This is a genomic window from Colwellia sp., assembly GCF_013214175.1.
In the GTDB taxonomy this organism is placed as follows: Bacteria; Pseudomonadota; Gammaproteobacteria; order Enterobacterales; family Alteromonadaceae; genus Colwellia.
On the sequence record NZ_JABSPA010000003.1, the window covers coordinates 622,121 to 642,846 of the forward strand.

At 39.3% G+C, this 20,726-nt stretch carries 18 protein-coding genes; 10 read left to right on the plus strand and 8 right to left on the minus strand.

Features of this window, described 5'->3' with window-relative positions; translation table 11 throughout:
* Window positions 1-68 precede the first annotated feature (68 nt).
* Window positions 69-1,292, minus strand: a complete 1,224-nt coding sequence (sstT, locus tag HRT55_RS11125; RefSeq protein ID WP_291621239.1) for a serine/threonine transporter SstT — start codon at window positions 1,290-1,292, stop codon at window positions 69-71.
* A 183-nt stretch (window positions 1,293-1,475) separates the two neighbouring features.
* Between sstT and HRT55_RS11130 the strand changes: the two genes are divergently transcribed.
* Entirely contained in the window at window positions 1,476-2,045 is a 570-nt protein-coding gene (locus tag HRT55_RS11130; RefSeq protein WP_291621241.1) for an alkylphosphonate utilization protein, read from the plus strand.
* A gap of 237 nt (window positions 2,046-2,282) precedes the next feature.
* Here the strand turns inward: HRT55_RS11130 and fur are convergent, their stop codons facing one another.
* The 5 genes from fur to HRT55_RS11155 all read right to left on the minus strand — a co-directional run bounded on the left by fur (window position 2,283) and on the right by HRT55_RS11155 (window position 4,980).
* Entirely contained in the window at window positions 2,283-2,726 is a 444-nt protein-coding gene (fur, locus tag HRT55_RS11135) for a ferric iron uptake transcriptional regulator (RefSeq protein WP_291621242.1), read from the minus strand.
* Between the two features lie 173 nt (window positions 2,727-2,899).
* A complete protein-coding gene (gene fldA / locus HRT55_RS11140; protein ID WP_291621244.1) occupies window positions 2,900-3,427 on the minus strand; it encodes a flavodoxin FldA in 528 nt (175 codons plus the stop codon).
* A gap of 31 nt (window positions 3,428-3,458) precedes the next feature.
* Window positions 3,459-3,740: a LexA regulated protein gene (gene ybfE / locus HRT55_RS11145; protein WP_291621246.1), complete on the minus strand. Its 282-nt coding sequence runs from the start codon at window positions 3,738-3,740 to the stop codon at window positions 3,459-3,461.
* Between the two features lie 3 nt (window positions 3,741-3,743).
* The gene (locus HRT55_RS11150; protein ID WP_291621333.1) at window positions 3,744-3,965 is read right to left on the minus strand and encodes a DUF2788 domain-containing protein; all 222 of its coding nucleotides are present in this window, start codon (window positions 3,963-3,965) and stop codon (window positions 3,744-3,746) included.
* Window positions 3,966-4,191: 226 nt separating this feature from the next.
* On the minus strand, window positions 4,192-4,980 hold the full coding sequence (locus HRT55_RS11155) for an alpha/beta fold hydrolase (protein ID WP_291621248.1): 789 nt from the start codon (window positions 4,978-4,980) through the stop codon (window positions 4,192-4,194).
* Window positions 4,981-5,114: 134 nt separating this feature from the next.
* Between HRT55_RS11155 and seqA the strand changes: the two genes are divergently transcribed.
* From seqA to HRT55_RS11180, 5 genes are all read left to right on the plus strand, one after another.
* Window positions 5,115-5,726, plus strand: a complete 612-nt coding sequence (gene seqA / locus HRT55_RS11160; protein WP_291621250.1) for a replication initiation negative regulator SeqA — start codon at window positions 5,115-5,117, stop codon at window positions 5,724-5,726.
* A gap of 51 nt (window positions 5,727-5,777) precedes the next feature.
* Complete coding sequence (gene pgm, locus HRT55_RS11165; RefSeq protein WP_291621252.1) at window positions 5,778-7,439, plus strand: phosphoglucomutase (alpha-D-glucose-1,6-bisphosphate-dependent); 1,662 nt, start codon at window positions 5,778-5,780, stop codon at window positions 7,437-7,439.
* A 358-nt stretch (window positions 7,440-7,797) separates the two neighbouring features.
* Window positions 7,798-8,979, plus strand: coding sequence for a thiamine pyrophosphate-dependent dehydrogenase E1 component subunit alpha (locus tag HRT55_RS11170; protein ID WP_291621254.1), 1,182 nt, complete (start codon window positions 7,798-7,800; stop codon window positions 8,977-8,979).
* Window positions 8,980-9,159: 180 nt separating this feature from the next.
* A complete protein-coding gene (locus HRT55_RS11175; RefSeq protein ID WP_291621256.1) occupies window positions 9,160-10,137 on the plus strand; it encodes a transketolase C-terminal domain-containing protein in 978 nt (325 codons plus the stop codon).
* Window positions 10,138-10,330: 193 nt separating this feature from the next.
* Window positions 10,331-11,584 carry a dihydrolipoyllysine-residue acetyltransferase gene (locus HRT55_RS11180; RefSeq protein ID WP_291621258.1) on the plus strand — a complete coding sequence of 418 codons (1,254 nt, stop codon included), beginning with the start codon at window positions 10,331-10,333 and terminating at the stop codon, window positions 11,582-11,584.
* A gap of 317 nt (window positions 11,585-11,901) precedes the next feature.
* On the opposite strand, the gene HRT55_RS11185 is transcribed toward HRT55_RS11180, so the two are convergent.
* Window positions 11,902-13,761 (minus strand): M2 family metallopeptidase, encoded by a 1,860-nt coding sequence (locus HRT55_RS11185; protein ID WP_291621260.1) that lies wholly within the window; start codon window positions 13,759-13,761, stop codon window positions 11,902-11,904.
* 484 nt (window positions 13,762-14,245) lie between these two features.
* Between HRT55_RS11185 and HRT55_RS11190 the strand changes: the two genes are divergently transcribed.
* The 3 genes from HRT55_RS11190 to HRT55_RS11200 all read left to right on the plus strand — a co-directional run bounded on the left by HRT55_RS11190 (window position 14,246) and on the right by HRT55_RS11200 (window position 17,431).
* Window positions 14,246-14,875 (plus strand): TetR/AcrR family transcriptional regulator, encoded by a 630-nt coding sequence (locus tag HRT55_RS11190; RefSeq protein WP_291611022.1) that lies wholly within the window; start codon window positions 14,246-14,248, stop codon window positions 14,873-14,875.
* A 373-nt stretch (window positions 14,876-15,248) separates the two neighbouring features.
* Window positions 15,249-16,601 (plus strand): DEAD/DEAH box helicase, encoded by a 1,353-nt coding sequence (locus HRT55_RS11195; RefSeq protein ID WP_291621262.1) that lies wholly within the window; start codon window positions 15,249-15,251, stop codon window positions 16,599-16,601.
* Window positions 16,602-16,630: 29 nt separating this feature from the next.
* On the plus strand, window positions 16,631-17,431 hold the full coding sequence (locus HRT55_RS11200) for a hypothetical protein (protein ID WP_291621265.1): 801 nt from the start codon (window positions 16,631-16,633) through the stop codon (window positions 17,429-17,431).
* Window positions 17,432-17,464: 33 nt separating this feature from the next.
* Here the strand turns inward: HRT55_RS11200 and HRT55_RS11205 are convergent, their stop codons facing one another.
* On the minus strand, window positions 17,465-18,382 hold the full coding sequence (locus HRT55_RS11205; protein WP_291621267.1) for a GGDEF domain-containing protein: 918 nt from the start codon (window positions 18,380-18,382) through the stop codon (window positions 17,465-17,467).
* A 362-nt stretch (window positions 18,383-18,744) separates the two neighbouring features.
* Here HRT55_RS11205 and HRT55_RS11210 point away from each other — a divergent pair, with 362 nt between their 5' ends.
* Window positions 18,745-20,712 (plus strand): monovalent cation:proton antiporter family protein, encoded by a 1,968-nt coding sequence (locus tag HRT55_RS11210; protein WP_291621270.1) that lies wholly within the window; start codon window positions 18,745-18,747, stop codon window positions 20,710-20,712.
* The last annotated feature ends 14 nt before the right edge of the window (window positions 20,713-20,726 follow it).

Below are 20,726 nucleotides of genomic sequence, written 5' to 3' on the forward strand. Positions count from 1 at the left end.
GCCGATAGTACTAATTTACTATCGGCCTTTTTTATATCAACGTCAGCTGTTGTTTATCTGGCAGTTTACTACTTAGTTATATGATGCGACGCTGCTGCTGAAAACACCACATCTGTTGAACTGTTTAATGCCGTTTCGGCTGAGTCTTGAATAACGCCAATAATAAAACCAATAGCAACAACCTGCATAGCAATATCGTTATTGATGCCAAATAAGCCACAGGCTAATGGAATAAGTAATAGTGAGCCACCAGCGACACCAGAGGCACCACAAGCTGAAATAGCGGCAACCACTGACAGTAATATTGCCGTGGCAAAGCTAACTTCAATATCCAAACTATTCGCTGCCGCCAAGGTTAGCACGGTAATCGTAATAGCGGCACCAGCCATATTAATAGTAGCGCCTAATGGAATTGATACCGAATAGGTGTCTTCATGTAAATCTAACTTCTTACATAAGGCCATATTTACTGGAATATTTGCTGCGGAACTACGGGTGAAAAAGGCGGTAATGCCTGACTCTCTAAGACAAGTAAAAACCAAAGGGTAAGGGTTTTTCTTAGTGATAACAAAGACAATAAGCGGGTTAACCAGCAAGGCAATAATTAACATCGCACCAAGTAGCACGGCCACTAAGTGACTGTATTCACCTAAAGCGCTAAAGCCGGTAGTGGCAACAGTATTCGCTACTAAACCAAATATCCCTAGTGGTGCAAAGCGTATTACCATACGAACAATGCTCGAGATTGCTTCGCTTAAGTCATGCACCATAGCTTTACTCGATGCATTGGCATGTTTTAATGAAAATCCTAAGCCCAAGCCCCAAGCAAGTACAGCGATAAAATTACCGGTAGCAATAGCTGTTATTGGGTTCTCAACCACTTTAAAAGCCAGCGTAGCCAAAACTTCGGTTAATTTTTGTGGTGGGTTAGCGCTCGCTCCGGCTAAATCTAAAGTCAGCTCAGTGGGAAAGGCAAAACTTAATAATACCGCAATAAAGGCTGCACTCAGGGTGCCTAAGAAATATAAGCCAATGATAGGCTTTAACTCAGCACTACTATCGAGCTTTTGATTAGCGATAGCAGAGGTGACCAATACCAGCACAAGAATTGGCGCCACCGCTTTTAAGGCGCTGACAAATAAGCTGCCGAGCATGCCGAATGCCTTAGCTGATTCTGGTGATAGGGTTGCTAATAGGCAAGCTAAAATAATAGCGACGATTATTTGGCTGACCAAACTGGTTGATTTAAGTTTTTGAAAAAAAGATACATTGGCTGTAGTTGCGCTGGTCATAGTTTAGCCTGCTACTCAGTAGTTTATAATTATGGGGGGAGTTTTATCATTGAAGAATAGCCATTGTCTAGGGGTAATCGATAAACGAGGGGATTTAACCGTTAAAGTAAGTTTTTTCATAGAAATATAAGGCGATGCGGGTATAATTAGCTTATTAAAATAACGAATATCTTTGGAAAAATTATGCCTGCAGAACAAGCATTAAAAACACGTAGTAATAATAGCTGTGAACTTTGTACCAGTACCGATACGCTGGCAGTTTATCCTGTACCGCCAACAAGTGACTTAAGTGCTCAGCAATCTATTTATCTTTGTCAAAATTGCTTGTCACAGATTGAAGGCCAAAGCGAGTTAGATCTTAACCATTGGCGCTGTTTAAATGACAGTATGTGGAATCAAGAGCCAGTGGTACAAGTCATGTCATATCGAATGTTACACAAACTCTCTACAGAAAGTTGGGCACAAGACGCCTTAGAGATGATTTACTTGGAAGATGAAGTTAAAACCTGGGCAGAGCAGGGTATAGCAGCGGAGCGTAGTAATGGACCAACCCGAGATAGTAATGGTGCAGAATTACAAGACGGTGATAATGTGACCCTAATTAAAGATTTAAAAGTTAAAGGGGCAAACTTTACTGCCAAACAAGGCACGTTAGTACGCGGTATTACGCTAACGGATAACCCTGAGCATATTGAAGGGAAAGTAAACGGCACTCGTATAGTTCTAGTATCAGCTTACTTGAAAAAAGCGTAATTTACTTAACGACTCAAATAGCTTGCTGAGCATATCGAAGGGAAGGTAACTGTACTTGTATAGTATTGGTTTCAGCTTACTTGAAAAAGCTTAAGCAATATCAGTCAAGGTTCCTAATTCAATTGTTGATTTTCAATAGGTAAAAGCAAGACAACAAAAAACGCTGTGATAGTGATATCGCAGCGTTTTTATTTTTGGGTAACTAGGTAAGCATAGTCACCCGAACTAGTAATGTCTTTATTGATGTTTTTTTCTGTACGACTCACAAGCCTCTTGATCTTCACATTCACCGTATAGGTATAAGCTATGATTAGTTAGCTTGATCTTGTTAGCTACGGCAATATCTTTTTGTCTTTGTTCAATGACATTATCTTCAAACTCGACCACTTTACCACATTTCAAACAAACCAAATGATCATGATGCGCTTTATGGGCTAATTCAAATACTGACTTACCACCTTCAAAATGGTGACGGGTAACGATACCAGCATCATCAAATTGGTTTAATACTCGGTATACAGTAGCTAAGCCAATTTCTTCATTTTGCCCTAGTAATATTTTATACACATCTTCAGCACTGATGTGCTGATTATTTGGCTGTTGAAGAATACTTAGTATTTTAATTCTAGGCAGGGTGATTTTTAATCCAGCTCTTTTAAGTTCTTCGTTTTGTTCAGCCATATTAAGTCTCTAAAGTGATTAAGTAATGTAATATCAAAATTATAGGGGGTTATCGATAAAGAGAAAAGCTTTAGTTTTATTCTTTGATGAAATTTTTAGTTTTGTTTGAAAAAACTAAAAAAAAAGCCCAATTAATGGGCTTTTTTTCTATTATTTCCATGATTGAAATAAGGTTATTCAGCAAATTCAGCCAAACACATTTCATCATTTAATTGCACGAGCCATTTATCAACACGCTCTTCAGTTAATTCACTTTGTCTGTCTTCGTCAACACATAAGCCAATAAAGGTATTTTCATCGACAAGGGCTTTTGAAGCTTCAAACTCATAGCCTTCGGTTGACCAGTTACCAACAACGATAGCGCCTTTGCTCTCAACGATATCACGTAATGGCTCCATCGCATCACAGAAGTATTCAGCGTAATCTTCTTGGTCACCTAAACCATAGATGGCAACTAATTTGTCAGTGAAATCAATTTCTTCTAAATCAGGTAAGAAGTCATCCCAATCACATTGGTTTTCACCATAGTACCAAGTAGGGATACCTAAAATCAGTAGATCAAACTCAGCGATTTCTTCTTTAGTGCTTTTGGCAATGTCTTTCACATCAACCATTTGCTTGCCAAGTTTTTTCTGGATCATTTTTCCAATTGCTTCAGTATTGCCGGTATCACTGCCGAAGAATAAACCTACGATTGCCATGGATTTTTACCTTATAATGCTTTCTTAAAAATTACTTAACGTGTGCGGCTAATGATTCTATTAGCAGCGCCTCTATTAATTCACTTCGACTCATTTGTTGAGTTTTAGCTAATTGCTCTAATTGTTCGAATAAACTGTGATGAACCTTAAACTCAACGCGTTTTAAGCCATTGTTTTTATCACGTTTAACTTGATTTCGCTTATTTATCTTTATTTGCACGCTACGAGAGTTTGGGTTCGTTTTTGGGCGTCCAGGGCGTTTTTCATTATTGAATAAGTCAATAGTGGTTAAATCAGATATTTCTTTTGCCATGAGTTAACCCACACCCTGGCTTTCCCAGATAAACTGGATAATAGCCTTAGCAATAAAACCGGCACAGCCAGCAAATAAAACACTGTATACCACCATTTTACCCATTTTGGGCACATCGTTTTCATTCATCACACCATGAATAGATAAGCCGATAAAACCAAAGATAAAAAGGAAAAATAAATTCAGGCCGATGGCCTCAATAAGCTCAAAATGTTCTACTAGCATAGTGGTTGATTGTTTCTTATACACTAAGGCCAAAAACATTAAGGCCAAAAAATTGGCGGGATTATAGCATATCATCTCCGCCATACCATTAGCATTTATGACTAATGGCTAAATAAGCTCAGCAAATAACAACAATAGCGTGTGTTGGCACTAAGAATTTTGATCTTCATCAATGATAGTCAAGTCGACGGGGGGAACTTGTGTTTTTATAAATATTTACCAGCCGTTAACTATTGATGAAGTCGACAACAATCTTGTTAAAGGCTAGGGTTTTCTCAGCATGCAGCCAATGGCCAGCACCTTGGATTATTTTTGCTTTACTGTTAGGTAATAACTTTGCAATAGCCGCTCTATGCTCAGGTAAAATATAATCTGATTGACCACCCTTGATAAACAATGTTGGTCCGTTATAAGCGGCTTGGTTGGCAGCTAATTCATTGGCTTTCATTATTTGTGGGTAGCATAAACTAATGTTGCTAAGGCTACATTTAAAGCTAAATTCACCTTGGCTATTGAGCGCTAAATTGCGCAATAAAAATTGTCTAACACCTAGGTTGTCGACAAAGGGCGCAAGTTGATCATCTGCATCCTTTCGCTTCATCACCTTGGATAAATCGATTGCTTGCAAACCTTTTATTATCTCTAAATGATGTGGTGGGTAACTAACAGGAGCAATGTCAGCAATAAGTAATTTTCTTATTCGCTGTGGCTGATCTATAGCGACTTGAATCGCTATTTTTCCACCCATAGAATGTCCAAGTAAAAGACAAGTATCAATGTTTAAATGGTCTAATAAATTGATAATATCTTGTGCTAATTCAGGGTATTCCATGGAGCTTGCATGAAACGAATTACCATGGTTTCTTACATCAACACTGGTGACACAATAAGAGTTACTTAATGATTTGGCCACCATATTGAGATTTTCTAAGCTACCAAATAAACCATGGATAAGCACAAGGTGTTCGCCAGTGCCAGTTTGTTTATAGTTAAGTATTGCGGGTTGTTTTGTCATTGTTTAGTTAGTTTGTATTTGATCATTATTGACAATATTGTCATGTTTTTACCGACTATTTGCAAATAAATCAGTTCAACCGACAGTCATTTCCCTATATAATCTGCCGCGAATTCTTTAAGTTAAGGGTAACAATGAAAAACATCGAAATAGATGAAGAACTTTATCAATACATTGCCAAGAACACCCAATATATTGGTGAAAGTGCTTCTGCAATTTTACGTCGTTTGTTAAATTTTGGTCTTGAAAACAAAAGCTTAGAAACCACTGCTGCAGCCGTTACCGTTAATGAAATTTCAGATAAGGTCGAAGTCTCCCTTAAAGTCGACCAGCCTGTAGTGAGCATTAAAACTGCGAAAATTATAAAGCCAGAGGCGGTTAAGCTTGTTAAAGCGGTGACTGAGAGTCATGAGACAGTGTTTAACTTTATTAATAAAGAAGAGCTAGCCATGCAACGCGGCGCTGTCGGACGATTTTTATTAATCCTCGCGGCGTTATATCGTGCTCACCCTGAGCAGTTTGGCGTAGTCACTGAGATAAGTGGCCGTGATCGCTTGTATTTTGCTAACAGTGAAAATAAATTAGCAGAAAGTGGTAGTAGTACTAAACCTCGCCAAATACCGGAAAGTCCTTTTTGGGTTATTACTAACTCTAACACCACACGTAAAAAAATGATGTTAACTAAAGCCTCAATTTCATTAGGTTATAGTGATATAGATGTTGAGAAAATTCGTGAGTTACTCTAACTAAACGCGTAGAGACTCTAACTAATTGCCATTAATCATTAAGAAGAAAATATGAGTGTTCATGCTTTTGCCGGTAAACCTGTTCGTCCTCAAGATAGAATTAATATTGGTCAGCTAGTTAGTGACTACTTTACCCAGACTCCAGATGTTAGCTTAGCAGCAGAGCAAGTTAGTTTTGGTACCTCAGGTCATCGTGGCAGTGCCAGCAAGCGTAGTTTCAATGAACAGCATATTATTGCTATATGTCAGGCTATCGCTGAGTATCGCCAAGATAATGGCATTAATGGTCCGCTGTTTTTAGGTAAAGATACCCATGCGTTATCTGAGCCGGCTTTTGCTAGTGCTATCTCGGTACTTATTGCCAATGGTGTTAATGTTGTTATACAAAGTGACGCATTATCAGGAAAGGGCTTTACGCCAACGCCGGTTATTTCACGCTTAATTATTTGCCATAATAAATCAGACGCTAATAACATTGCCGATGGTCTGGTGATCACTCCTTCACATAATCCACCTAGCGATGGCGGTATTAAATATAACCCTCCTCATGGCGGTCCTGCTGAATGTGACATCACGAAAAAAATTGAACAGCGTGCTAATGAATTAATTGCCGCTAACTCAGTGGCTATAAAGCAGCTATCTTACCAGCAAGCATTACAATCCCCTTTACTCGTTAAAGAAGACTTTATTAATCATTATGTTACCCAACTTGACCAAGTGATTGATATGCAGGCTATTGCCAAAGCCGGAGTAACTATAGGTGTTGACCCGCTTGGCGGCTCAGGCATTGATTATTGGCCGGTGATTGCTCAGCAATATGACCTTAAAATTAAGGTAGTTAATGAAGTTGTCGATGCTAGCTTTGCTTTTATGTCACTGGATAAAGACGGCAAGATTCGCATGGACTGTTCTTCAAAATACGCTATGGCTGGCTTAATCGCCATGAAAGATGATTTTGATATCAGTGTTGGTAATGACCCCGACTTTGATCGCCACGGTATCGTTACCCCGAGTGGCGGTTTGATGAATCCTAATCATTACCTCGCTGTCGCCATTCATTACTTAATGACCCATAGAAATTGGCCAAAAAGCTGTAAGATAGGCAAGACTTTAGTATCCAGCTCACTGATTGACCGTGTTGCTAACCAGCTGTCTTTACCCTTATCAGAAGTACCCGTTGGTTTTAAGTGGTTTGTTGATGGTTTAGCCGATGCAAGTTATGCTTTTGGCGGAGAAGAAAGTGCCGGTGCTTCTTTCTTAGCGCGTGATGGCAGTACTTGGACCACAGATAAAGATGGTTTTATCTTAGCTTTATTAGCAGCAGAAATTCTTGCTGTTACTGGCAAAGACCCTTACCAATATTACCTTGAGCTGGCTACAACCTTAGGACAACCATGTTATGGTCGAGTTGAAGCGGTGGCATCATTTGAGCAAAAACGTGTATTGACTGCGCTATCAAAAGATGATGTTAGTGCCGACATTCTTGCCGGTGATAAAATTATTCAAGTACTTTCCCATGCGCCTGGCAACGGTGCTGCCATAGGAGGCATAAAAGTAGTGACTGATAATGGTTGGTTTGCTGCGCGTCCTTCAGGTACGGAAGAAATTTATAAAATCTATGCAGAGAGCTTTATCGATGATGATCATCTGCAAAAAATTATCAGTGAAGCACAAGCTATTGTCAGCGCTTCATTCAAAGCAGCAGGACTCTAGAACTCTGCTATATAAGAGTTATTACACCCCTTAGTAATAACTCTTTTTTTTCATTAATTGCCACCACTTCATTACGTTAATCTCACTGTAAAGAATATTGCTCACTTTCTATTGTGCACATAGTAACTTATTGTCTTTGTTTATTGATTGTCAGTTGACGTAAAGGTAAAGTAAATTGACTATTATGGCACGCCTTACTTTACTTAGGCATAGGTATAAATTAGCTATACTAAAAACAAAAAATTAAGCCTAGCTAATACCAAGTTGATTAAACTTTCTAATATCATCGACTTGGTATCAACTTTCGCAGACTTTAGCCGCAACATCTTGCGCGTTAGAGTAAAAAGAAGAGAACGTTATGAGCACAGAAATTTATAATGATGGACCGGTAGTGCATCAGCCTACTTTTATCGATGGCCACAGTGTTGAAATTCCTGAATTGAGAATTTTACATCAAGATGGCACCACCTATCCGGGTGCTGATTTACCTGATATTGACCAAACATTAGCGACAAAAATATATCAGACGCTAGCCTTTCATCGTGTATTAGATGAACGCATGGTAGCTTCGCAGCGCCAAGGGCGTTTAAGCTTTTACATGACAGCTTTAGGTGAAGAAGCTGCCAGCGTTGGTGGTGCTGCGGGGTTAGAGCCGCAAGATATGATCATGATGCAATATCGTGAACAGGGTGCCTTAATGTATCGTGGCTTTAGCCTTGAAAATTTTATGAACCAACTGTTTAGTAATGCTGAAGATTTAGGTAAAGGCCGTCAAATGCCCATACACTATGGCTCTAAAGCGCTGAATTGTATGACCGTATCATCGACACTTGCCACACAAATACCGCAAGCAACCGGTTATGCTTATGGGCAAAAATTACAAGGACTTGATGCAGTTACTATTTGCTACTTTGGTGAAGGGGCTGCGTCAGAAGGTGACTTCCATGCCGGTTTAAATATGGCGGCAGTACAAGAGGTGCCAGTTATTTTTTTCTGTCGAAACAATGGTTATGCCATTTCAACGCCATCCGAAGAGCAGTTTAGAGGTAACGGCATTGCTTCGCGTGGTGTTGGTTATGGTATTAAAACCATTCGTATTGATGGCAACGATATTCTAGCGGTACTAAAAGCAACACAAATTGCTCGCGCTTATGCGGTAAAAGAAAGTAAACCGGTATTAATCGAAGCTATGTCTTATCGTCTTGGCGCACATTCTACCTCAGATGACCCATCAGGTTATCGAACAAAAGAAGAAGAAGCTAAATGGCAAAGTAATGATCCTATTTTGCGCATGAAAAACTGGATGTTGAAGCAAAACTGGTGGGATGAAGCACAAGAAACAGCTTTGTACGAGCAGTATAGAGAACAAGTGTTAGCGGCAGTAAAAGTGGCAGAGAAAATAGATAAGCCGCACATAGATACCATGATCACCGATGTTTATGATGTGCCATCAGCACAACTTCAAGCACAGTTAGATGAAGTGAAAGTTCACGTCAAAAAATACCCAGAAGCATATCCATTTACCGCCGGGAAATTTTAATCATGACGAAAATTTATACTGATAATGTGTGTGTTATCAACACTGACCTTCATGAAGCCTATCCAACTACAGCTGCAGGGAAATTTTAATCATGGTGCAAATATATATTGACCAAGTGTGTGATATCAACACTGACTTTCATGAAGCTTACCTAACTACAGCAGCAGGGAAACTCTAACCATGGCGCAAATTAATTTATTACATGCTATTAATAGCGCACTTGATATTGCCATGGCGGAAAATGACCGCACGGTATGTTTTGGTGAAGATGTTGGTCATTTTGGCGGTGTTTTTCGTGCCACTAGTGGCTTACAAGAGAAGTATGGTAAAGCACGTTGTTTCAATACCCCGTTAGTAGAGCAGGGCATTATTGGTTTTGCCAATGGTTTAGCCGCTCAAGGCAGTGTTGCTATTGCTGAAATTCAATTTGCTGATTATATCTTTCCTGCCTTTGATCAAATCGTCAATGAAGCAGCTAAATTTCGTTACCGTACCGGCAATGAATTTAATGTCGGTAAACTGACTATTCGTACTCCATACGGCGGCGGTATTGCCGGTGGTTTATACCATAGCCAATCTCCAGAAGCTTATTTTGCTCATACTCCAGGTTTAAAGGTCGTTATTCCTCGTAATCCATACCAAGCTAAAGGCTTATTGCTTGCCTCGATTCGTGATGATAACCCAGTGATCTTCTTTGAGCCGAAACGTTTATATCGCGCCTCGGTTGGTGAAGTGCCAGAGGAAGATTATCAGTTACCACTAGGTAAAGCTGAAGTGGTACAAACGGGAACGGATATCACCTTACTCGCTTGGGGCGCACAAATGGAAATCATTGAAAAAGCCGCGCAAATGGCAAGCAACGATGGTATTTCATGTGAAGTAGTAGATTTGCGTACCATTTTACCATGGGACATTGAAACTATTAGCAACTCTGTTATGAAAACAGGGCGTTTACTTATCAGTCAAGAAGCACCATTAACTGCAGGTTTCGCCAGTGAAATTGCCGCGACTATTCAAAGTGAATGTTTCTTACATCTAGAGTCGCCTATTGCTCGAGTATGTGGACTCGATACGCCATACCCATTAGCGTTAGAAAAAGAGTATGTTAGCGATCACCTCAAAGTATATGAAGCCATTAAAAAGACCGTTAACTTTTAACGATAATACCAGTTTCATTAATTAGGTGGTCAACTTTATACGTAAATAAAACGACCAAATACAAGGCATTTATTCTAATAACTAGTTGTTCTAATTATTGAATAAATAACGCAGTAGTTGGTTGTTTTAACCAGTAGAAATGATCGAAAAATTAGTGATATTGGTATAAATCCCTATTAACAGGAAAAAGCACATGAGTATTGATTTTATATTACCTGATATTGGCGAAGGTATCGTTGAGTGTGAACTCGTCGAGTGGTTAGTTAAAGAAGGTGAAACTATTGTTGAAGATCAGCCAATTGCTGATGTAATGACAGATAAAGCCTTAGTACAAATTCCTGCCATGTATTCAGGTGTTGTGCAAAAGCTGTATTATAAACAAGGTGAAATTGCCAAAGTGCATTCACCACTTTTTTCTATGACTACGGATGAAGAAAGCAGCAGTGAAGCCGCTGTAGTTACCGCTGAGCCAGAAGCAAAAGTAGCTGTTGCACAAGCATCAGTTGCTAGCCCAGTAGCATCTACAATGAATGATGCAAAAGTTGATAACACTAATAAAACCACCACAGGTAAAGCATTAGCTAGCCCTGCGGTTAGACGCGTTGCGCGTGAGCTTGATATTAACATTCATCAAGTTGCGGGCAGTGGCAAAAAAGGCCGCGTTTATAAAGATGATGTTTTAGCTCATAGTCAAAATGGTCAATGTGTTACACCTGGTGTTGCAGGCAGCACTGTTATTGGCAATACAAGAGTTGAGCCCATTCGCGGTATTAAAAAGATCATGGCAACAGCAATGCAAAATAGTGTCAGCACTATTCCGCACTTTACTTACTGTGAAGAAATTGACTTAACAGAACTTATCGCTTTACGTACAGAGCTAAAAGAAGTTTACGCCAAGCAAGATATTAAATTAACTATGATGCCGTTCTTTATGAAAGCTATGTCATTAGCGATTAAAGAGTATCCTTTGGTTAACACTAAAGTGAATGACGACTGCACCGAGCTAACTTACTTTGACGATCACAATATTGGTATGGCGGTTGATTCTAAAGTTGGCTTACTTGTACCTAATATTAAACAGGTACAAACTAAATCAATATTAGAGCTAGCTAACGATATTATGCGTTTAACCAATGATGCCCGTAGTGGTCGTGTCGCTAGTGAAGATTTGAAAGGTGGTACTATCACCATTTCTAACATTGGCGCAATAGGTGGCACTGTAGCAACGCCTATTATCAATAAGCCGGAAGTGGCTATCGTTGCTTTGGGTAAATTACAAAAATTACCACGCTTTAATGAGCAAGGTGAAGTCGAAGCGCGCAGTATTATGCAAGTGAGCTGGTCTGGCGATCATAGAGTTATTGATGGTGGTACTATTGCCCGTTTTTGTAACCTATGGAAGTCATTCCTTGAGAAGCCAGCTCATATGTTAGTGCATATGAGCTAGCATTTTATAGAGTGATTACCTAATAAGAGGGTAAAAGGTTATATGCGGCCTTTGTTTCGGTATAGTTTATTTTGGTAATGAGTTCCATTACCTGCAATAAATGCCTTGCCTCTAAGCTTGTTAAAGCTCGCTGAATAGTCAGCTAAGTATAAAAAAGCCCCGTTATTTTAAGGTTAATACCTAAGATAACGGGGCTTTTTAGTGACTCATGTTTAGACTGTTTTTATTAAGTAAAGCCGGTTTAGATTAACCTTGTTTAGATGAACAAGGTTAATCAGTAGCTATTAGTCAACAATTAATATTTTAATGCTTAAGCATTAAAAACCACATTGTTTACCTTGGTTTTTGTTTTTCAACCAAACGTGTAATGGTGCGAAGTAATCTAAAATAGCACTAGCATCCATTTGCTCACTGCCAGTAATAACCTTGTAAGCTTGTTGCCACGGTTGGCTTGAACCCATTTCTAGCATGGTATTAAGTGCAGCACCGGCTTCTTTTGAGTTGTAAATTGAACAGCGGTGAATTGGGTCAGTATTACCTGAAATTTCACATAAAGCACGATGGAATTCAAATTGTTGAATGTGTGCTAAGAAATAACGGCTATACGGAACACCACCGGGTACGTGGTATTTAGCACCGGGATCGAATGCATTAGCATCACGATCAATAGGAGCTGCTACACCTTGATACTTCTCACGTAATTCCCACCATGAAGTGTTGTAGTTTTCAGGGGTGATTTCACCTGAGTAAACTTTCCAACGCCATTGATCAACCATCAAGCCAAATGGAATAAAGGCAATCTTATCAAGGGCTTGCTTCATTAATAAACCAATGTCTTTTGATTCATCAGGAATGGTATCGATTAAACCAATTTCTTTTAAGTATTTAGGGGTAACAGATAAAGCAATCGTATCACCGATAGCTTCATGGAAACCGTCATTGGCACTGTTTTGGAAGAATACCGGTTGGTCTTTATAAGCACGTTGGTAGAAATTGTGCCCTAACTCATGATGGATAACGTTGAACTCTTCACCTGTTTTTTGGATACACATCTTGATGCGAATATCGTCTTTAGCATCAAGATCCCATGCGCTGGCGTGACAAGCTACGTCTCTATCTGCCGGTTTAGTAAATAATGAGCGGCTATAAAAAGTTTCTGGTAAAGCGTCAAAACCAAGTGAAGTAAAGAATTTCTCCGCACCGCGAACCATGTCTACTTCATCATAATTATGAATGGCTAATTGTTTAGTAATATCATAACCAGGATCAGCATCTTCTGGTGCAACTAAGTCGTAAATGTTGCCCCAAGATTGTGCCCACATATTACCTAGTAAATGCGCTGGAATAGGCTTGTCTTGGGCTACTTTATCAGTACCGTAAGTTTCTCCTAACTCAGTTCTTACATAACAATGTAAGTCATCATATAACGGCTTAACTTGTCCCCAAAGTCTATCTAGTTCTTTAGCAAACTCATCGGCAGGCATATCATAATTTGAACGCCACATAGCACCTAAGTCTTTATAACCAAGGCCTTTCGCACCTTCATTGGCAAGCTCTGCTTGGCGGGTATAAAGTGGTTTCATTTCTGGACTAATTTCACGCCAGCCTGACCACAGCTCAAGTAATTCATCGTAATCACGAGAATTAGCCATCTTAGCTGTCATATCACCTAAACTAAGTTTCTCACCCGCTTTGGTGGTATAGCTACCTGTGCCATACATGCTGCCAAGCTTAGCGCCAATGCTGGCAAGTTCAGCAGACTTCGCTGAGTCTTGTGGCGCAGGCATAACTAAGCTTTGTTTTAAAATGTTTAATTGGCGACGTTGTATGTCGTTAACCGCTACCTTATCAAAAGTAGCTGCTTTCATGGCGTATCTGACACCAGCATCAGTGGATTTTTGATCGGCATCTGCAGCTAAGGCAGCAGTATCTTCAGTGATGAAGTTAGCATATATCCATGCTGCACGTGAACCTTCTAGGTTCATAACAACCATTTCTTTAGCAACATCATCTAAGAATTTTTGCGCGTCGGCTGAGGTTAGTGCTGTTTGAGTTGTGGCCGTAGTCGCTTGTTCTGCGGTGGCTTGTTGACTAGAGCCTTGATTACACGCGGTTAAAGAAGCGGCAATAATTAAAGCAAGACCGGTAAACTTGAATGTTTTCTTAATCTGTATCATTTTTATAATCGTTATTAGATAAGTTATTAGGTGGCGCTAGTATATAAAAATGTTTGCTTGATACAAAGTTTATAAGGGAAATAGTTACTTAGGGCTGGAAATGTCGAATTGCAGGCAAAAAAAAGCTCATTCAAATGAATGAGCAAACTACAACATGAAACAGGGTAGAAATATAAAACAATAATAAACAAAAACAATGGTATAAAAGGGAGTCAAGGTCTGCAGCGACTGGTTAAATCACTGCTTGTTTGAAACTGATTTAATGATAAATGCTCTGCCTGTGTTTTACTGTATAGATTAGGTAACACTTTGTAATAGAGTGCTCTTGTTCGCTACATTTTAAATATTTATAATATCGTCATTTATAAAAGCTTGACCTATTTACAAAGAATACGCTATTTTAAACGGGTGTTTAAACTAGCTGTTTATATTTAATGCTATTAGTATTTAATAAGTTAAACAGCAAGCAGTTAGAAGTGGAAGTATGAGTACCAAAAATAAAATATTAGATGCCGCCGATGTACTTTTTGCCGATAAAGGTTTTAATGGTACATCTTTAAGAGAAATTACCAGCCAAGCCAATGTAAATTTAGCGGCGGTGAATTATCATTTTGGCTCTAAAAAAGAGTTAATCAAAGCGGTGATGTCTCGTTATATGGATGAATTATCTCCACAATTAGAGTCAGCACTGTCATTAATTTGCCAAGCAGAGCAAAAACCGACTTTGCATGAGGTATTTTACGCCTTTATCGATCCGTTACTTAAGCTTAATGAGTTTAAAGAAAACGGTACCAGCACCTTTTTGCAGTTATTAGGCCGTGGCTACACGGACAGTCAGGGTTTTTTACGCTGGTTCTTAACAACCCAGTATCCTAATGTGTTCACCAATTTCACCAAAGCGGTAAAAATAGCTTACCCAGAATTAACAACGGAAGAAATGTTTTGGCGTTTACACTTCACCATGGGCACTATTGTTTTTACTATGTCTTCAAGTGAAGCCTTGATTGATATTGCTCAAAATGATTTTGATAACAAGTTAGATATCGCCGGAGTTATCGAGCGCGTCATTCCTTATGTTGCTGCTGGCGTTGCCGCCCCTATTACTAATAATTAGCCAGGATGAGTACAGTGCTGGTCATTTAGTAACTTCACTGTTCTACAGATAACGATATTATTGTTCTACAGTAAAAATATAACTGTAGAACAATTACTGATTCTCTATTTGTTGGCATCAAGCTTACGAATCACATAACCTGTGATAGTTGTTTTTTTGCTAAAAATGTCAAAGGATCACATCTTATTTAAATCATTGATGGCAGCTTGTCGGGGATTTTTATTCCGCTGATTCATAGCCTGCCAAGTCAACAAGTTATTTCAATTGCTTTTAATTAAGACTAGTTCTGCTTTTAACAACAATTTGTATTATAATCCCGCCCAATTATACTATTTCAGTTTTTTACGCGTTTATTTTAGGGTTTAGGTGACATATGAGTGTTGATGCAATTGGCTTATCAGCGGATTTATTAAAAGCGGTTAAGGCCTGTGGTTATAAGAATTTAACCCCAATTCAACAAGAAGCAATTCCAGTTATTCGCCGAGGTACTGACCTTTTAGCGAGCGCACAAACTGGTACCGGAAAAACTGCTGCTTTTAGTTTACCGATTTTAGATGCGATTGCTAAAGCCAACCATGCGGCTCACAGTTCAACTACTGCGGACAATGAAAAAAGTGCATCAGGTCAGGGGATTCGTGCCTTGATATTAACGCCAACCCGTGAACTTGCTAAACAAGTTAACGATAATATTAAGCAGTTCAGTCAATACCTGCCAGTAAAAACAGGTGTGGTTTATGGTGGCGGTAAAATGGCCTCACAAACTAATATGCTTAAGCAAGGTCTTGATGTATTAGTGGCAACACCAGGGCGTTTATTAGAGCATTTAAATTCACACAATGTTGATTTATCACAAGTTAAATTTCTAGTACTTGATGAAGCAGATCGCATGCTAGACATGGGTTTTTTAACCGACATAGAAAAGTTACTTTTAGCAATTAAACATAAACACCAAACGTTAATGTTTTCAGCGACTTTCTCTGAGCGGGTAAAAACATTAGCCAATCAATTGTTAAAAACGCCAAAAACTATTAGCGTTTCTAGAGAAAACACCACCTCAGGTAAAATAAAGCAATCGGTATATTGGGTAAGTGAAGCGCGTAAACGTGAATTACTTTCTGAGTTAATTGGTGTCAACAACTGGCAGCAAGTGCTTGTTTTTGCTGGTACCAAAGAAAGTGCTAACCTTTTAGCAAAAGAGCTTAAATTGGACGGTATTAAAGCCGCGTTATGTCATGGCGACAAAACTCAGGGCGCCAGAAATAAAGCCTTAGAGCAATTTAAAGAAGGTAAGGTACGCGTATTAGTGGCAACTGATGTTGCTGCTCGTGGCTTAGATATAGAAGACCTTGGCTATGTTGTTAACTTTCATTTACCGTTCCTTGCCGAAGATTACGTTCATCGCGTTGGTCGTACGGGCAGAGCAGGTAAGTCTGGTACGGCAATTTCTTTAGTAAGCCCGAAAGATGAGCGTTTTTTAGGAAACATTGAAGAGCTTATCGGTCGCCGATTTGAACGTATTGTGGTGCCCGGTTACGAGTTTAATCGACAAGAAAATGAAGCTTATCAAGAAGCAACTGTTAAGCGTGAAAGTAAGAATCGATATCGCGCTACTCAAGAAAAAAATCAAAACTTAGCTAAAAAAGATGTTAAAGGTAAAGTAAAGCAGAAAAATAAAACTGAGCAAACTAACAGCAAGTACAATAGTAAAATTAAAAGAAAGCGCTAGAACCTTGTTGAACGGCTCACTCATAGTCAATGAGTAAAATTGGTAGTAAAACCAATATGGTAGCACCCCTTGTATCTGAAACATCAGTACACGCAGCAGAGCCAGCAGCAGTAATCATTACTGAAACACCTTTTAATAAAAGGTATTGCTGTTGGTTTTGTGGTGAGCCTAGCCAAGTAAGTTTTATTGTTCCTGCCGAGAGTACAATTCCTACTAATGAGCGTAACAACTACTTGTTACGCTCATGCCCTCATCCCGTGATATCTGTGCCAACGTGCCAAGAGTGTCAACAGCTTGCCAGCAAAGCCGATGAAAATTCCATTTGGGCAGTCAAAGAGCAAGTAAAGCGCCAGTTATTAAAACGCTACGCAAAAGACCTTGCTATCGGTATTAATTGGACTGAGCAAGAATTAGCGAACAGTGGCTTTGAGCAAGGAAGCTTTGCCGGTTTTGCCCGAAGTGCTTGGTTTATGTATGAAGTTGCTAAGGAGAGAGTCAACTATTTAGGTTGGCCATTGGTGGCTAATGGTATTGAGCTTGATGAGGTTGATGTTGAGTTGGATGAAGGCGAAACCTTTAGTTTTGATGGTGTATTGTATCCTTCATTAGCGGATGCGATTACTCACTATGCTAAGGTGTTCTTCTTAGATGAAGCCTATTTCATCGCTGTTTTACAATACTTAAGTAAGGCCAATGTTGATGGAATTACTGTCGATGAAAAATCATTTGCCCAAGCGGTTCGATTTTGTCGACTCTTAGTCAATGCCACTCCGAATGAACGTAAAGTGGCATTTAAGGCATTTAAGGCACTAAAGGCTGAAAATAGTTAGAGTCTAATCCGTTTATCGACGGTTGACTTCAAGCTATACCACGCTTAAGTGTGCAGCCGCTTGCATTTTACTGCGGTATAAAATTTCATCTGCGCGCTCAAAGAAACTCATTTCATTATCAGCTCTATTCATAAAAGTAGTACCTATACTGCAACCTAGCTGGTATTTACTTAACAATATGTTCGTCGTTAATGCTAAATTTATTCTATTTTCAATGATGGCTAAAGCAGTCTCGTCAGCATTCTCGACGATAATGGCAAATTCATCACCACCAAATCTAAATATACTGTCTGAGTTTCGAGTACACTGGCGCAGCACATTGGCAAATTCTCGCAACACTAAATCGCCAGTTGCATGGCCATAAGCATCATTAATCGCTTTAAATTTATCTAAGTCACCTAAGACTAAACCTACCAAACTATGATGGCGATTAGCATTATGCATAGCACGTTTTAATTGCTCATCAAAATAACGGCGATTTCCTAGGCCTGTTAATGCATCTTGCATGGCAAGTTGCATAGCCGCATGGTAAGCAATGGCATTTCTAAGCGGGTGTAATAAACATAGGTGCAGTTGCTGTAAAACTTTATAGTTAGTTAAACTGATAGGGCTATTGATGCCGTAACTGAGGGTACCAATAAAATCATCGGTAATTGTCAAATCAAAACGACGCTCTTTTTTTGCTTTTCTGCTGCCAGGCAACGTCTTGTTAAGGCTCTGGCTTTTAAAGTAAAGCCCAGAAAAATCAACGTAGCGTGCCGCTTCTACGGCAAAAATATTTAATAGCTTATCTATATCGAGTGTGGTTTGTAATTGTGTCATAAAGGCTAAGATCTGACGCTTATCGAAAACAGTATTAGTAAAAGTTTCAGCAACATGCGCATCAGTTCCCAATGTACTATAGGTATTGAACGGTGAGAATCTATTATCAAGTACGTTTAGTGTTTGCATACAACAACCTCATTAACTTTATCTATTAACGTCAATTGATAAAACTTAATTGCTCAAAGAGCATATTTTGACGTTATTTTTCACTACACAGATAAAAGCAAAAAATGTACCATTTTTTTCAATACCGGTACTTTTTAGAGCAAAGATAGGTTATTAATGTAATAGCGTACTTTAACTAATTGAAATGTAGTTTTTTTTGTTGTTAAAATACTTTAAGGCTAGGTAAACTATAATTATGGCAAGTCGTTATTTTGCCTTGAAAGATCACTGAGACGGCAAATTATTGCCGCTTGGCAAATAACCTCAAGTTTTGAGCTATTGCTCATACTTAGAAATTAACAAAGCAAAATAAAGGAAGTTGTGTGAGCGGTTATTTTGAAATTCTTGCGATATTAACCTGTGCTGTCTTCGTGGTATGGCTATTTCGTCGATTAAAGTTACCAGCGATATTAGCTTATTTAGTCGCTGGCATGCTCGTTGGTCAACATGGCTTAAACATTGCGAATGATCAAGTTGATTATGATCACTTTGCTGAGCTAGGTATTGTTTTCTTACTCTTTACCTTAGGGCTTGAATTCTCATTGCCTAGGCTAATGGCCATGCGTCATTTAGTGGTCTCGGTAGGCAGTTTACAAGTTGCTATATCTCTGCTTGTCTTCATGGTTGCCGGAGTGTTTTTTGGTTTAAGTTTCTCTGCGGCTTTTGTCGTTGGTGGCATACTAGCGCTTTCTTCAACGGCTATAGTCATCAGGCAGTTAAGTGAGAGTGGCGCCATGAAGCGAAAGTCGGGGCAGCTTTCCGTCGCCATTTTACTTTTTCAAGATGTTGCTGTTGTGCCGCTATTAATAATTATTCCTATGTTGGCATTAGATAGTCAGAGCACCATGGTTTGGGCGTTAATGCTGGCTATGGTGAAAGGTGTCGTGGTTGTCACCTTATTATTATTTGTTGGTAAATGGTTACTACCAAAAGTCTTTAATATCATTGCGCAAGTCCGTACCGATGAGCTCTTTGTTTTAACCACCTTATTAGTAACCCTATTGGCGGCCGCTTTCACCCAATGGTTTGGTTTATCAATGGCATTAGGCGCTTTTCTAGCTGGTATGATGCTAGGAGAAAGTGAATATAAACATCAACTTGAAGCTGATATCAGACCTTACCGTGATATTCTTTTAGGCCTGTTTTTTATTACCGTCGGCATGAAACTCGATGTTAATTTATTATTATCCTCGCCATTAAGTTTAGTCAGTTTGATGATCTGCTTTATGTTGGTTAAAGTTATGGTTATTAAAATGCTGGCAGTCAAAGCAGGGGAGTCAAGTAAAGATGCTTGGGCATCTGGGCTAATGCTGGCGCAAATGGGCGAATTTGGCTTTGTATTGATTGCTTTAGCCAGTCAAAGTCAGGTATTACCACTTGATGTTGCTTCTATGCTGCTTGGTGCAGGTGTGCTTAGTATGGCGATCACCCCTTATATGATTAACAATGCCCGATCTTGGGCGCTATTTTTAAGCCAAGAAAAAACTGCGGAGACCTTAGATTTATCACAATTACCTGAAAACAAAGTGTTGGAAAATCACGTCATTATTTGTGGTTTTGGTCGCATTGGTCAAACAGTAAGTCGCTTCTTAAAACAAGATAAAATTGATTTTGTCGCTATCGATGTTGATCCGTTGCGTACACAAAAAGCTCGAGAAGCCGGTGAAAAAGTACTATTTGGTTCATGTCGTCAAGCAGAGGTACTCAATGCTGCTAATTTAGCTGAAGCTAAACTAGTGGTTATTGCTTTTGGTAATGATAAACAATCGATTGAGGTGATTCAAAAAGTCAGAAGTATGAATGCTGATGTACCTATTTTAGTCAGGACACGTAATGATGACCAACTCGACGCATTACAAGCGGCGGGAGCCAATGAAGTTGTACCGGAAAGTTTAGAAGGCAGTTTGATGTTGGTTTCTCAAGTTCTGTCATTATCCGGGGTACCGTTTTCTCGAATTATGCGCCGAGTGCAAAAAGAGCGTAAAAATCACTATAACCACCTGCATGGATTTTTTCAGGGTGAACAAACGGATATGAGCCCAGAGGCCATTGACCGGATTGAATTCGCTCATGCAATACAGATCAATAACAACTCTTTTGCTCGCGGTAAATCACTTGCTTCGTTAGCGCTAGATCAGCGCCGCGTTTATATTGTTGCTTTACACCGAGGTGACGTAGAAACAGAGTCACCAGCATTAGATATGGTATTACAAGATCAAGATACTCTAGTTGTTAGAGGAAAGCCGCGCCGAGTGGAACGTGTTGAGCGTTATTTACAAGAAGGTGGTTAATTTCTTCAAGGAGC